Here is a 13,256-nt window from a genome sequence, read left to right on the forward strand (position 1 = left end):
CGGAGCCGGGCTTTGTTATTGGTTATTCAGCAGCAGGAGTTGCTGTAGCAATCTCGACTTCATTCGAAACCGACAATACGTTCAATTCGTGCTGCTTGCCATCGCGCGCCGTCCACGAGATAGACTGGCCAGGTGCAAGACCAATCAACGCGGTGCCGATTGGCGTCAGTATGGAAATCTTGCCCTGCGCAATGTCCGCCTCGCCCGGATAGACCAGCGTCACCCGGCGCTCCTGCCCGTCATTGGAGCGAAACTCGACCGTAGAACCCATGTGAATCACATCCTGCGGCAAGCGCTTGGCAGGCACGACTTTTGCCCGGTCGAGCTCGGCCATCAGTTCCTCGGCAATCTCCTCGAGACGTTCCGAAACGTTTGTGGCCAGCCCCATCAGGCGCTCATAGTCGATTTCGCTGACAACGATATTGGGCTTCTTGCGATTCTTTCCGCTCATGGCGAGTGCTCACTGCTGTTGAAAGGTAATAAATCTTCGTGCGGTTTCGGCACGAAGCTGTTCAGATTGATTTTGGTGAAAGCGCTTGTTTGAAATCCGCTTTTGGACAAGCGGCGTACCGTCCCCCGGAGTTCCCCTGCGCTAGGCAGAACTCGAGGGTAGCTATCCCGTGATCGGATGAACCCGATGGAGTATGGATGCAAAACGGTTGTTCATATTGCTAAACTTGGTGATATTCCCGGCAATGTCAAGTGTAAGACCCGGCAGGCCACATAAGCCGATGGCACTTCAGCTTTTCGATGTTATAAAAGGATGTTCCTTTTATGTTCATCAGACGGTTCGTCCTCATGGCTGCCACCACTGCTCCCAACAGTCCGGAAAAAGGCGTTTGCCGCGATTGCCTTGCGCCGCAAAAATCGGACTCGGGCAGGCGTTGCCATGCATGCGGCAGCCCCCGTCTTCTCCGACACATTGAACTTTACAAGCTCTCCCTTGCCCATATTGACTGCGACGCGTTTTATGCCTCGGTTGAAAAACGAGACAATCCGGAGCTGAGGGACAAACCACTCATCATCGGCGGGGGGAAACGCGGTGTCGTGTCGACCGCCTGCTATCTCGCCCGTATTCATGGTGTAAGGTCTGCCATGCCCATGTTTAAGGCGCTGGAAGCGTGTCCAGAGGCAGTCGTTCTCAAGCCTGACATGGAAAAATATGCTCGCGTGGGCCGTGAAGTACGGCAGATGATGCGTGAGCTGACGCCTCTCGTCGAGCCGCTCTCCATCGACGAGGCTTTTCTGGATCTGAGCGGCACGGAGCGCCTGCACAAAGCACCACCTGCAATCGTCCTCGCACGGTTCGCAAAGCGGGTAGAGGATGAAATAGGCATCTCCGCCTCGATAGGGCTCTCTTATTGCAAGTTTCTGGCCAAGGTCGCATCGGATTTGGAAAAACCACGCGGCTTTTCCGTAATAGGCGAAGCGGAGGCTTTGGCTTTCTTGCGGGAGCGATCCGTCAGCACGATCTGGGGGGTCGGCAAAGCCTTTGCTGCCAAACTGGAAAGTGATGGAATCAGGACTATCGGCCAGCTCCAGACTATGGAGGAAGGAATGCTCATGAAAGCCTATGGCAGCATGGGCCAGCGCCTTTACCGCCTTGCCCGAGGACAGGATAGCCGCAAGGTCGAGCCGGACCATGACATGAAAAGCGTTTCAGCGGAGACAACATTCAATAACGACCTGTCCGGCGCGGATGATCTCATTCCGGTGCTTCGTGCGCTTGCCGAGAAAGTATCGCGGCGCCTGAAAGCAGGCGACATAGCCGGACGCACCGTCGTCTTGAAGCTGAAAACTCACGATTTCAAATTGCGCACCCGCAATCGTCAGCTTTCCGATCCTACCCAACTTGCGGACAGAATCTTCCGCTATGGATTACAGCTTCTTGAAAAAGAACTAGATGGAACGAGATATCGTCTCTTGGGAATTGGGGTTAGCGAACTTTCTTCAAGCGACCGGGCCGACCCGCCCGATCTCGTTGACACTCAGGCCACCAAACGCGCGGTCGCCGAGAATGCCATGGATCGGCTGAGAAACAAATTCGGGTCAAGTGTTGTCGAAACTGGCTATACCTTCTCGAAGGGCAATCTCGCCCGCCCCCAAATGCCACCAGACCGAGACGAACAGCCTTGATTTTCCTGGACGTGGAAACCTTTGGAGAAATTTTCTACATTTACCTCTTACAGCTTGACGAGATCGGTCTGGATCAATATTGGAACGGCCAAGGCTTTGCTGAGTGATTTGGCACAGCTTTACGGAAGGCCTCGTGGCGGAGTGGTTACGCAGAGGACTGCAAATCCTTGCACCCCGGTTCGATTCCGGGCGAGGCCTCCAATATTCTCTCACCAATAAAATCAAACGTTTATAGCATTTCATGTCGACATTGACATGATTAGCCTTGTCTCATCTTACTGCAAACTGATTCCCATAAATTACAAAGGGTTACAAAAAAGCCGGGCGAATCCATGCGACATGGAACGCAACATGCTTGACTCTGTTCGCCCTATGAACAAAATAAGAACATAGCAAGACGACCCGATAACATCACAGACGTGCTTAGTGGCGCGAGAGAACGTACTGACCGCACGGCGGAAATCGCCCGAGACTGGTTTCAAATGAGAATGCAAGCTCGCTACTGGTAGGATGGTGAATGAGTGACATTTGGAAAATTCGCTTAGTCGCGGCCTTCTTTATACCGATCGGCTTGGTCAGCCTTATCTTTGTCGATCCAACTGAAGGCCACACGCCCCTCGGGATCTTGTTCGCCAGGCTGTTTGGCCCCACGGGAGCGTTCTGGATCTTTCGTGTAACATGTGTGGGCATCATTATGCTGCCAATAGGAGCTTATTGGTTGCACATGCGTAGCGAGCGCCGCTTTAACGCTTATTTCAAACGCCAATCAATGCTGGAACCCGAATCCAAAGAGGCAACTAGACGCCAACAGTGAGCGCTCTACGTTGTTCCAACGAGGTAGCCCTACTATGTCCTACCCTGTGACTTCCATGATCTGGATGGGTTTGGGCATTTTGCGCTCTTCTTTGATGAAGAGGCAACCTCGGTATTTTATCGGTAATGACGCTAGCAGAGCGAAGTGCACCATCTGTTCGAAACCGCTAAATGTAGGGACACACTCCCCGAGCGACGGTTTCTACCGGCTATCCGCACGATGCGGAATGAAAAGCCGCAAGAGCCGGCGGCTTATTCCTATCCCGCTGCCCTGCCTGTCGCGCACCTTTTCAACTATCCAATTGATTGAAATCAAATTCTTCGCCAGTTTCATATGATAAAATATGCTCTTTCTATCATAACGGAACTCAAACGTGGCCCACCCTCTTCTCATCGATAAAGTCGCCACAGCAATTGAAGAATGTGGCTGGGAAACCGTCGATATTCTGCAAATGAATAACGTGATGGCCAGAGCAAGCATCGCTGCCATCTATGCAGCCCTCATCGAGCACGCTGAACAAATGAACAGAAAGGACGTTATAGAGTGGCTAGTTGCCAGCCCAGTCGGAAATAAAATCTCACAACAATAAACCAATCGTTACAGGGATGATTTTACAGCTGCGACACGTTTTTGTCCGCAACAGGTCATCAATACGTTAAGTCTGTTGACCGACAAGTTATCTTCCGACCCGAAGCCTTTTTCGAAATGATCATATGTAAGTAGGTGCTGCTCACTGCCATAGGCAACATGAGCGTTATTTACGGTTACGCTGCTGTTCGACACAGTTCTTTGCATCCCGCCCTCGAGTGCATGCATCCTTTTTGGGCTTCTGAACCCGGTCCTGTTTTTGTGATTCGGACGTTTTCGGAACGTGAACACCGTCAGGATCGGAGGGCGGCTGCCCTGGGGCGGGTGGCGGATTGCCCGGCACTTCGGGCTCCTGCGTGCCCGATTGTGTCGGCATCCCAGACTCCTGGGCAAAAGACATATTCGGAGAGACTAAAAGCAGCACTACAAGAAGTATGCGTTTCATTTTTCACTCCAACAGTTGGACCAATAATGGTTTCAACGGAATTCGGAGTGAAAATGTTCCTTTCCCTGTATTGGTTGAAGCTCCCGATACGCCGCTAGAAGGTCAGCGGAACGCCGAGTTTCTTTTCACATTCAGTCAGATCTTCTGAGAATTTCGTCAACAAGGGATCGTAATCTGGTTCTTCGGCGCTGTCGCTTTTGACATACTCGGATATCGTGTGTGAAACCTTTAGAAGCGAACTAGCAGCAACGTCACAGCTTTGGAAGGTCTGGTAATCCGCGGAGCTTTCATTCGCGTTTACGACCTGTCGCCAGTCAGACTGGGCACGTGCGACAGGAGTCGTCACCTTTTCCTCCATCGCGATTCCCAGTTCCCTGGAACGCCCCTCAGAATTCTCGCCCAACTCGATATAGGTCATCATCCCCGATACGACAGCCTTATGAAGCGCCAGAGCATCTTCTTTAGCGCCAGCAAGAGCCGGGGATGCGGAAATTAAAGTTAAACCCAATACAATAAAACTGAACAGCAGACGCATAAGAGGCTCCCGAATAAAGCGGTTTCCAGCTTATAGCGGCGACGGAAAATAAGTGCAAACAGTCCCTCTCCTTGTAGGGAGTCTGCGCAGCACAATTATAAAAAGAGACCACCCGACGACCAAGCATCGACGGAGTCAACCAAACTATGTTCTCGGTCAATCTCATCCCCATTCCGCTAATTCTATGATCGCTCTATTAGCGGAATGAGGCCATGGGCCGCATGCTTTTCCCATGATCCAGCAGCCTGGTTCGCACTCCTATCGGATCAGTTGAACGACGATGTGTGCACAAACTGCGAGGATGAAAGCAGCTGCGAAGCCGGATTCGAGACGAAAATACCAAGGCATTATCATTCTCCAATCAATGGTTAACGGATAGCTAACCAACGCACGAAAAATGATTTGGTTCACAATGCTAAGCGAGACCGCGGCTCCTTCACCGTCAAAAACGAGATGGAGAAAGCCAGTCCAAGCCACTGGTTGGACGACTGCACGAGGGTGCGAGAGTTCAGCAAGCGTAACGATCTTCCGTCGCAACTATCGGAAAGGCGCTTCTCTTTGCGGAACCCAATTACCGAGGATTGGAACGTTTAATGGCAGGAGGTCAGATCGACTTCGAGGCCACCATTATCAAGTTCTTCATTCTGAATGAAATCTAGCCAACTTCGCAAATTGAAGTGGCTCCCCGGGCCGGATTCGAACCAGCGACCAACCGGTTAACAGCCGGTTGCTCTACCGCTGAGCTACCGGGGAACAGGTGCTCGTTGCGTCAGCGAGGTGGCATATAGCAAAAGGATTTCGCGTTTGCAAAGGGCTAAATCCATTTTTTTCATCTTTTTGCATTCTGCCTTCGAAACCCTATATTCTCTGGGAGGTTTCTGCCTGTGAATTGTAACATATCAGCCTATGAGATGCCCCTGTGAGTGATAAATATGCCGAAACACCCCGAAGAAAGGCCATTGTGATTCTTGGTCGGCGAATCCCGATGCCCCAATCAGTCATGATGCGTCGTATGCTTGGCGGCTCACTCGTCGTCGGCGGCTCACTTGGCTTTCTTCCAATTCTAGGTTTCTGGATGCTTCCCCTCGGATTTATCGTTCTTTCCCACGATTCTCATCGCGTCCGTCGCTGGCGCCGCCGAAGTGAAATTCACATCTGGCGTAAATGGCTGAAGCGGAAGCCGGCAGACGCGTCAGCTGCCCCGATATCAAGCCGAAGCAAGCACCAAGGAGACAGCGACCGGGAAATCATTTGAGGCCTATTTGCGCAGTTCACCCGGCGTCAACAGTCGATGCTTTCGCAGAGCGGTCGTGAGATGGCTCTGGCTCGAAAAATTCAAGTGATCCGCAATTTCTCTTATCGACATGGGCGTCTTTTTAAGCAGCCGCTCGGCCTCATCAAGCCTTAAGTTCATCAGATATTGATGAGGTGTCTGTCCAAAACTATTTCGAAAGCATGTTGAAAAATGGCTGGCTGAAATCCCCAGCACTGCGGCCATATCCGGGACAGAAAGTGGCTTACGAAAGTTTTGGGTTAGGTAAGTTTCTATTCGATGGCACGCCGGTTTGTTAAGTCCGGTTTTGCTGTCGGTGGTAGCCTGACTATCTGGCGCACTGCGAACTATCGTATGCATAAGAACCAAGCCAAGCGCACGCAGATAAGATTCGTCCTGCCCGCCCCGCAAGCGAATCTCGTCCCAGATCATATTCGATATCGGCAAGCAATCCTTGCACAGGAACTTTATAACGTTCCCCAAGTTGTTGATCTCATGGTTTAAAATATTATCAAAAGAAACATCTCGAAGAAGATGCCCATCAAACTGCCCTGTCAATATTTCTATGGGTTCGGGCCAGCAGATTGACAGCTTCACAGAATCCGGGATGATAAAAACAGTACCAGCCGCGCAATTGGTATTTTCGCCCGTCTGCTGAAAACAATACCACCTTAAATTGACAACATGTTCTCTCAAAACGAGGAAAGTCGTCCCGTTACCGTGATAGTTGACTGGTCCGACCTGAGTGGTGGCGCAGGTTAATCCCCATTTGGTTCCACTCATATGTGGTTCATATACAAGCATTCTTCAGCTCTGCTCCCCTTAAATAATCAACAATAAGTCAATCACTTAGCTCATCCTCGCCCCGTTCATCCGATCTAAGAATTGAGAATAAATCCGGGTCATCAGACGACTGTGCGCCCTCGCCTCTCCCGGCAACAAAGGAACATCTTAACAACACAACCAATTATGATGTGTGCAATCTATACGTGTAGTAAAAGAGTTTTGCAATCGGAATCTTAAACGTTAAATGCAATCCTTAATGCAAATAATTCGCAATAGCACTTGTCGTTCGATCGTCAATCTTTTATGCAATTGCAAATTACTAGCAACAAGGAGTTGAATATGCGGCACCGTGTTTTACGAATAACTTCACTTGGCCTCTTGAGCGCAACTCTTCTCTGCACAAGCACAAGCGGTACCTTGGCGGAGAAATTCAAGGCCGTGACGACATTTACCGTTATTGCCGACATTGCGCAGAATGTTGCGGGCGATGCAGCTGTCGTGGAATCGATTACCAAGCCAGGCGCCGAGATTCACAATTACCAGCCAACGCCCGATGATCTGGTAAAAGCACAGGATGCAAAACTGGTCTTCTGGAACGGATTGGGGCTGGAACTATGGTTCGAAAAATTCTTTTCGCGTCTCAAGGATGTTCCACAAGCAGTTGTATCCAACGGCGTGGAGCCAATCGATATCTCCGAAGGACCTTACAGCGGCAAGCCGAATCCCCATGCATGGATGTCCCCGAATGCCGCGCTGATCTATGTCGATAATATTCGGGACGCCTTTGTCAAAAGCGATCCGGCCAATGCTGCTACCTACACATCAAACGCCGAAGCCTACAAGGCAAAGATCAAGGCCGCTATCGATCCGATCCGGGCAGAGATGGAGGCAATCCCAGTGGAAAAGCGCTGGCTGGTTTCGAGCGAGGGCGCTTTTTCCTATCTCGCGCGGGATTTCAACCTGAAGGAACTCTATCTCTGGCCAATCAATGCAGACCAACAGGGCACGCCCCAGCAGGTTCGCAAAGTGATTGATGGGGTGCGTAAAAACGGCATCTCTGCCGTATTTTCGGAGAGCACTGTGTCCCCCGCCCCTGCGAAGCAAGTAGCCCGCGAAACCGGTGCAAAATATGCCGGAGTTCTCTATGTCGATTCACTTTCTGAACCGGATGGTCCCGTGCCGACATATATTGACCTTCTGAAAGTTACCTCACGCACGATCGCTGACGGACTTACGCAATGAGTTTTCCTGTAGAGATTCAGAGAACTCCTCAATCGGTGCCGGAAGGCGGAATTAGTGTAAAAGACGCGACCGTCACTTATCCGAATGGCCACACGGCTCTGCATAGTGCCAGTTTTGCTATTCCGACCGGAACAATTACGGCGCTCGTAGGCGTTAACGGCTCTGGAAAATCGACCCTGTTCAAGGCGATCATGGGGTTTGTTAAATTCGCCAAAGGCGAAATATCCATACTTGGTATGCCGGTCGAAGCTGCATTGAAGCGCAATCTGGTGGCCTATGTACCGCAGAGCGAAGATGTCGACTGGAATTTCCCGGTTCTCGTTGAAGATGTCGTCATGATGGGGCGCTACGGCCACATGGGCATGCTGTGCATTCCCCGCCGGGCCGACAGGGAAGCAGTAGAAAATGCCCTTGCCCGGGTGAACATGCTCGAGTTTCGCCATCGGCAGATCGGTGAGCTTTCCGGCGGACAAAAGAAACGGGTATTTCTCGCGCGAGCGCTGGCCCAGGATGGGCGGGTAATTCTTCTTGACGAACCCTTCACCGGCGTGGACGTCAAGACCGAACAAGCGATCACCGTTCTTCTTCGCGGTCTTCGTGACGAGGGGCGCGTCATGCTGGTATCGACACACAATCTCGGCAGTGTTCCCGAATTCTGCGACAGAACGGTACTGCTGAAACGTACGGTTCTTGACTATGGACTGACGGCTGATGTCTTTACACAGGCAAATCTGGAAAGAACATTCGGGGGCGTACTCCGCCATCTCGCCCTTGACATGAGTGATCGCTCGAGCCGCGCTGCGATCACCGTGATCACAGACGATGAGCGCCCGTTCGTCATTTGTGAGAATGACGCCTCCCTTGTCAGCAAAGGGAACCAAAGACAATGACAATACTGCTTGCTCCCTTCAGCTATAATTACATGCTCAATGCAATGTGGGTTTCCGCCCTGGTGGGTGGCGTGTGTGCCTTTCTTTCGGCCTATCTCATGCTGAAGGGCTGGTCGCTGATTGGCGACGCCCTTTCCCATTCCATTGTGCCTGGGGTTGCCGGCGCTTACATGCTCGGCCTGCCCTTCTCCATTGGCGCGTTTTTCTCGGGTGGCCTTGCGGCGTCGGCGATGCTTTTCCTCAACCAAAGGACAAAGCTGAAGGAAGACGCCATCATCGGCCTGATCTTCTCCTCGTTCTTCGGCCTCGGTCTTTTCATGATTTCGCTCAAGCCAATGGCAGTCAGCGTTCAAACTATCGTCCTCGGCAATATCCTCGCCATCACCCCGGGGGATACATTGCAGCTGGCGATTATCGGCTTCGTTTCCCTGTCGCTGCTTCTTTTGAAGTGGAAAGACCTGATGGTGGTGTTCTTTGATGAGAACCATGCGCGTTCGATAGGACTGAGGCCCGCTCTGCTGAAGATCATGTTTTTCACATTGCTGTCGGCATCCACTGTCGCTGCCATGCAAACGGTCGGTGCCTTCCTCGTCATCTGTATGGTAGTCACGCCCGGTGCAACCGCGTATCTCCTGACAGACCGCTTCTCGCGATTGCTCTGGATCGCTGTCGCGATTGGCTCCGTCACAAGCTTGGTCGGGGCCTATGTGAGCTATTTTCTTGATGGCGCGACGGGAGGCATCATCGTTGTGCTCCAGACATTGGTTTTTCTCAGCGTGTTCCTTCTTGCTCCGAAGCACGGACTGCTGGCAGCACGGCGCAAGGCCGCAATAGCTCTTAGGGAGTTCCAGCAATGACCGCTCTGGAAATCCTATTCTCCCCGTTTCAGTTCGAATTCATGCGCTACGCACTGGCCATTTCAGTGCTCATCGCAGTCCCGACATCATTGCTGTCGTGCTTCCTGGTTCTCAAGGGCTGGTCATTGATGGGCGACGCGATCAGCCATTCCGTTCTTCCGGGTGTGGTCGTGGCCTACATCATCGGAATACCTTTCGGCTTCGGAGCGTTTGTAGCGGGCATGTCCTGTGCTCTTGCAACGGGGTATCTCACCGAAAACAGCCGTATCAAGCAGGATACGGTGATGGGGATTGTATTCTCCGGCATGTTCGGCCTCGGTCTGGTTCTTTATGTTGCAATCCGCTCGACGGTACATCTCGACCACATTTTGTTTGGCGACATGCTCGGCATAACATTGTCTGATCTGGTCGAAACGACCGTTATTGCCGCACTCACCGCTGGCATCCTTGTCGTCAAATGGCGGGACTTCCTGCTACACGCATTCGATCCGGCACAAGCACGCGCAGTCGGCCTGCCGGTCCGCCTGCTGCATTATGGCCTGCTTTGCCTGATCTCGTTGACGATTGTCGGCGTTCTGAAAGCGGTGGGTATCATTCTGGCCATTGCCATGCTGATTGCGCCCGGTGCAATTGCGTTTCTGCTTATACGAAAGTTCAGCACCATGATGCTGCTCGCCGCGGCGATTGCGGTCATTGCAGCCTTCTTCGGCGTCTACCTGTCTTTCTTCATCGACAGCGCGCCCGCCCCTACAATCGTTCTGCTGATGACCGTGATGTTCCTCGCAGCGTTTGCCTATTCTGCCCGGCAAACTGCCAATTTGAGGAGCGCGCAAAAGAAGTATGACTGAACGCTGGTAACAAACCGGCCCTAAACTCTCCGTCAGACCTGCTGGCGTGAGACGTGGACAGCTTTGCAAAGCTGTCCACGTCTTCGGCTTTGCGTCATACAGCTGTTATGAAATCTCGCTAAATAGCGTCCTAACAGCGTTCCATAATGGAACTCGAGACAGTTTTTCCCGCGCAATTTCAGTTTTGCGGCTTGTCGAGGTTGCTTAAAGATGCTTCAATCCATTTTGCACGGCTGTGCAGAAAAAATAAAACCAGCCGGCGATCCTGGGGAGGAGACGCTTATGCCAGCGTTTTTGGAGGTGGCGGATGCGCGCGTTCGCTATGGCAATAATGAAGTTCTCAAAGGCGTAAACCTGTCCGTCAGAAAGGGCGAGTTCGTCGCGCTTCTCGGTTCCTCTGGCTGCGGCAAGACAACTCTGTTGCGGGCCATTGCGGGTTTCAACATGCCATCCGGCGGCGCAATCCGGGTCGACGGAAGGGATGTGACCAGACTGCCTCCAGACAAGCGCGGCATGGCGCTTGTCTTCCAGTCTTATGCGCTCTGGCCGCATATGACTGTCGCGCAGAATATGGGTTACGGGCTGCGCATCCGTGGCGTGGCGAAGCAAACTATCAAGCAGAAGGTCGAAGACATTGCGCGCCTGTTGGGGCTGGATGTGCTGCTGGAACGCAAACCTGCCGCCCTTTCCGGCGGACAGCGCCAGCGTGTCGCCCTCGGGCGCGCACTCGCCATTCAGCCCGATATCCTGCTTCTCGATGAGCCGCTTTCCAATCTCGATGCACGCATCAGACTATCGGTTCGCCATGAAATCAGCGCTTTGCAGCGACGCCTCGGCATCACTGCAGTTCATGTGACGCACGATCGGGAGGAAGCCATGGTTATGGCCGATCGTATTGTCATCCTCAATAACGGTGAAGTCGCTCAGGCTGGCGCACCAGAGGAAGTTTACAATCATCCGGCGTCGGATTTCGTCGCAGCATTCATGGGCGCGGAAAATCTGGTCGAAGTACCGATCCAGATCAAGGCTGATCGCATAGAGATCGCAGCCGGAGCCAACAACAAGGCCAGCACTATTTCCGCGGGTCGCCGCAATCTTTCCGACGGCCTGGCATCGGCACGTTTCCGCAGCGAAGCAGCGCGTCTCACCGAGTCCGGGACCGCTTGGAACTCTCCAACACCCGAACTGGTCTTGAATGGCACGGTCGAACAAACCAGTTATCCCGGCGGCCTTTGGCGGCACATGATCCGTGTGGGAGAACGGCATGTCATGGTCGACGCTCAGGAGAGCCATAGACCTGGAGCAAATGTAGAAATCCGCATACCGGAGCATGCCCTGTTTCTGTTCGACAGATAATCAGCGGGCTGTCGCTCCGTGGTCAGCGCCTGTCATTGAATTTGGAGGGTCCAAGAACAATGAACTACGGGATTTTGATGAACCTTGCAATGCACGGCTGTGCATCCAGGTCGCGACCTCCTTTCTATACAGATACGGGTAAGACCCGTTTCAAGCTCGATTTCACGGGCAGGCTCGTGCCCGTGAAAGCCACCGTTCCCGATCGACATCACCACCGGATGCTCTGCATCTGCTTTCAATCGTATGACCGGAATCCCGGTCTCAGACAGGAGTCCTTTCATGAGAACTATCCTGAACGTGGCACTGGCAATCGGCCTCACCGCTGCACCGGCCGCCGCCGACGAACTTACTGTCATCACGGCAGGCGACCAGAACATGGTCGATTACATCAATCAGTATCTTGGACCGTTGTTCGAGAAGGAGAATCCCGGCACGACCGTTCGCGTGGTCGGAACCGGTCCTGGCGATGCCGGATCGCAGAAGGTTCTCGAGCGCTTCGAAGCCCAGTCGAAAGCTGGCGTGGAAAAGTGGGACACTGACGTCGCTGTCGTCCACGAGAAATTCGTCGGGCCGATGGTAACAGCAAAGTTCCTCGAAAATTATCGTGGCAAAATCGACAGCGGCAAGCTGGTGACCCGCGATAATGCAAAAATGGCGCTCGGCACAGATGTCGATGGCTATGTCATGCCGATGTTCAACAGCCAGACCGCTCTTGCTTACAATCCTGCGCTCGTCGCCAACCCGCCGAAAAGCTATGACGAGCTTGTCGCCTGGGCCAAGCAAAATCCGAAACAGTTCGGCTACAACGGGATAAAGGGCGGCGCTTCGGGCGTAAGCTTCGTCATGGGTTGGATTTATGCCTATGGCGGCGACGCAGACAAGCTTATGAAGGGTCCATTTGAAGAGGGCGAAGCAAAGAACTGGGATAAGGCATTTGCCTCGCTCAAGGACTTTACAAAGAACGCCACCCTGACACCGGGCAACGCAGGTACGCTCGACATGCTGAGCCGCGGCGAAATCGCGATGGGACCGGTCTGGGTAGACATGTTCTATTCGTGGAAGGCAAATGGACAGCTGCCCCCGGAAATGAAACTTGTCCTCCCTGCACCCGGCATGCCCGGACAGCCGATGCACTATGTGATCCCGGAAAAGAGTGCGCACAAGGAACTGGCCGAAAAGTTTGTTGCGTTGGCGACAAGCCCGAAGGTGCAGGCCGAAGGCATCGTCAAGCGCTTCAACTGGTATCCGGGCATCGACGCCGATCATGTCAAGGCAGAGCTGGACGGCGATACCTGGAACAAGCTCTTCACCGATATTTCACCAGACGACCTTGCGAAATTTGGAAAGCCTTTCCCGATCGCGCCCTATAACACTGCGATTCTGGAAGCGTATGAACGTCAGGTAGGCAACTAAGCCTCCACTTTGATTGGAGTGCTCGGCTGAGGCTTCAGTCTGAGCGCTCCTACGCTCACTTTCATGAGGTTTC

General features: G+C 52.8%; 13 protein-coding genes and 2 tRNA genes. 11 read left to right on the forward strand and 4 right to left on the reverse strand.

The genetic code is table 11. The features are described 5' to 3' along the window. Window positions 1-22: 22 nt before the first annotated feature. Window positions 23-451, reverse strand: a complete 429-nt coding sequence (gene rnk / locus J9800_RS02190; RefSeq protein ID WP_112587589.1) for a nucleoside diphosphate kinase regulator — start codon at window positions 449-451, stop codon at window positions 23-25. A 347-nt stretch (window positions 452-798) separates the two neighbouring features. Between rnk and J9800_RS02195 the strand changes: the two genes are divergently transcribed. From J9800_RS02195 to J9800_RS02210, 4 genes are all read left to right on the forward strand, one after another. After that, on the forward strand, window positions 799-2,136 hold the full coding sequence (locus J9800_RS02195) for a DNA polymerase IV (RefSeq protein ID WP_112587787.1): 1,338 nt from the start codon (window positions 799-801) through the stop codon (window positions 2,134-2,136). 127 nt (window positions 2,137-2,263) lie between these two features. Continuing rightward, window positions 2,264-2,337, forward strand: a tRNA-Cys gene (locus J9800_RS02200). A 316-nt stretch (window positions 2,338-2,653) separates the two neighbouring features. Continuing rightward, entirely contained in the window at window positions 2,654-2,950 is a 297-nt protein-coding gene (locus J9800_RS02205) for a hypothetical protein (protein ID WP_114214890.1), read from the forward strand. Window positions 2,951-3,323: 373 nt separating this feature from the next. After that, window positions 3,324-3,539: a hypothetical protein gene (locus J9800_RS02210; protein ID WP_114214889.1), complete on the forward strand. Its 216-nt coding sequence runs from the start codon at window positions 3,324-3,326 to the stop codon at window positions 3,537-3,539. 538 nt (window positions 3,540-4,077) lie between these two features. Here J9800_RS02210 and J9800_RS02215 read toward each other — a convergent pair. Both J9800_RS02215 and J9800_RS02220 read right to left on the reverse strand, forming a co-directional pair. After that, window positions 4,078-4,518, reverse strand: a complete 441-nt coding sequence (locus tag J9800_RS02215; RefSeq protein WP_114214887.1) for a hypothetical protein — start codon at window positions 4,516-4,518, stop codon at window positions 4,078-4,080. A 678-nt stretch (window positions 4,519-5,196) separates the two neighbouring features. After that, window positions 5,197-5,271, reverse strand: a tRNA-Asn gene (locus J9800_RS02220). 232 nt (window positions 5,272-5,503) lie between these two features. Here J9800_RS02220 and J9800_RS02225 point away from each other — a divergent pair. Continuing rightward, the gene (locus tag J9800_RS02225; protein WP_286191547.1) at window positions 5,504-5,773 is read left to right on the forward strand and encodes a hypothetical protein; all 270 of its coding nucleotides are present in this window, start codon (window positions 5,504-5,506) and stop codon (window positions 5,771-5,773) included. Between the two features lie 3 nt (window positions 5,774-5,776). Here J9800_RS02225 and J9800_RS02230 read toward each other — a convergent pair whose 3' ends face one another. Further along, window positions 5,777-6,574, reverse strand: coding sequence for an AraC family transcriptional regulator (locus tag J9800_RS02230; RefSeq protein ID WP_286167431.1), 798 nt, complete (start codon window positions 6,572-6,574; stop codon window positions 5,777-5,779). 342 nt (window positions 6,575-6,916) lie between these two features. Between J9800_RS02230 and J9800_RS02235 the strand changes: the two genes are divergently transcribed. From J9800_RS02235 to J9800_RS02260, 6 genes are all read left to right on the forward strand, one after another. Next, window positions 6,917-7,819, forward strand: coding sequence for a metal ABC transporter substrate-binding protein (locus tag J9800_RS02235; RefSeq protein WP_114214885.1), 903 nt, complete (start codon window positions 6,917-6,919; stop codon window positions 7,817-7,819). Continuing rightward, window positions 7,816-8,709 carry a manganese/iron ABC transporter ATP-binding protein gene (locus tag J9800_RS02240; protein WP_114214884.1) on the forward strand — a complete coding sequence of 298 codons (894 nt, stop codon included), beginning with the start codon at window positions 7,816-7,818 and terminating at the stop codon, window positions 8,707-8,709. The genes J9800_RS02235 and J9800_RS02240 overlap by 4 nt, the downstream gene beginning before the upstream one ends. Then, window positions 8,706-9,566, forward strand: coding sequence for a metal ABC transporter permease (locus tag J9800_RS02245; RefSeq protein ID WP_114214883.1), 861 nt, complete (start codon window positions 8,706-8,708; stop codon window positions 9,564-9,566). The genes J9800_RS02240 and J9800_RS02245 overlap by 4 nt, the downstream gene beginning before the upstream one ends. Next, window positions 9,563-10,414 (forward strand): metal ABC transporter permease, encoded by an 852-nt coding sequence (locus J9800_RS02250; RefSeq protein ID WP_114214882.1) that lies wholly within the window; start codon window positions 9,563-9,565, stop codon window positions 10,412-10,414. Before J9800_RS02245 ends, J9800_RS02250 begins: the two co-directional genes overlap by 4 nt. A 282-nt stretch (window positions 10,415-10,696) precedes the next feature. Continuing rightward, window positions 10,697-11,770 (forward strand): ABC transporter ATP-binding protein, encoded by a 1,074-nt coding sequence (locus tag J9800_RS02255; protein WP_114214881.1) that lies wholly within the window; start codon window positions 10,697-10,699, stop codon window positions 11,768-11,770. A 279-nt stretch (window positions 11,771-12,049) separates the two neighbouring features. Further along, window positions 12,050-13,183 (forward strand): ABC transporter substrate-binding protein, encoded by a 1,134-nt coding sequence (locus J9800_RS02260; RefSeq protein ID WP_205315887.1) that lies wholly within the window; start codon window positions 12,050-12,052, stop codon window positions 13,181-13,183. The last annotated feature ends 73 nt before the right edge of the window (window positions 13,184-13,256 follow it).

Source organism: Ochrobactrum sp. AP1BH01-1 (assembly GCF_018066705.1).
Taxonomy (GTDB): domain Bacteria; phylum Pseudomonadota; class Alphaproteobacteria; order Rhizobiales; family Rhizobiaceae; genus Brucella.

Excerpts from the sequence above, each read along its gene's own strand:
- rnk (WP_112587589.1), bottom strand. The coding sequence starts at position 451 with ATGAGCGGAAAGAATCGCAAGAAGCCCAATATCGTTGTCAGCGAAATC.
- J9800_RS02195 (WP_112587787.1), top strand. The coding sequence starts at position 799 with ATGGCTGCCACCACTGCTCCCAACAGTCCGGAAAAAGGCGTTTGCCGC.
- J9800_RS02205 (WP_114214890.1), top strand. The coding sequence starts at position 2,654 with ATGAGTGACATTTGGAAAATTCGCTTAGTCGCGGCCTTCTTTATACCG.
- J9800_RS02215 (WP_114214887.1), bottom strand. The coding sequence starts at position 4,518 with ATGCGTCTGCTGTTCAGTTTTATTGTATTGGGTTTAACTTTAATTTCC.
- J9800_RS02225 (WP_286191547.1), top strand. The coding sequence starts at position 5,504 with ATGCCCCAATCAGTCATGATGCGTCGTATGCTTGGCGGCTCACTCGTC.
- J9800_RS02230 (WP_286167431.1), bottom strand. The coding sequence starts at position 6,574 with ATGAGTGGAACCAAATGGGGATTAACCTGCGCCACCACTCAGGTCGGA.
- J9800_RS02235 (WP_114214885.1), top strand. The coding sequence starts at position 6,917 with ATGCGGCACCGTGTTTTACGAATAACTTCACTTGGCCTCTTGAGCGCA.
- J9800_RS02240 (WP_114214884.1), top strand. The coding sequence starts at position 7,816 with ATGAGTTTTCCTGTAGAGATTCAGAGAACTCCTCAATCGGTGCCGGAA.
- J9800_RS02245 (WP_114214883.1), top strand. The coding sequence starts at position 8,706 with ATGACAATACTGCTTGCTCCCTTCAGCTATAATTACATGCTCAATGCA.
- J9800_RS02250 (WP_114214882.1), top strand. The coding sequence starts at position 9,563 with ATGACCGCTCTGGAAATCCTATTCTCCCCGTTTCAGTTCGAATTCATG.
- J9800_RS02255 (WP_114214881.1), top strand. The coding sequence starts at position 10,697 with ATGCCAGCGTTTTTGGAGGTGGCGGATGCGCGCGTTCGCTATGGCAAT.
- J9800_RS02260 (WP_205315887.1), top strand. The coding sequence starts at position 12,050 with ATGAGAACTATCCTGAACGTGGCACTGGCAATCGGCCTCACCGCTGCA.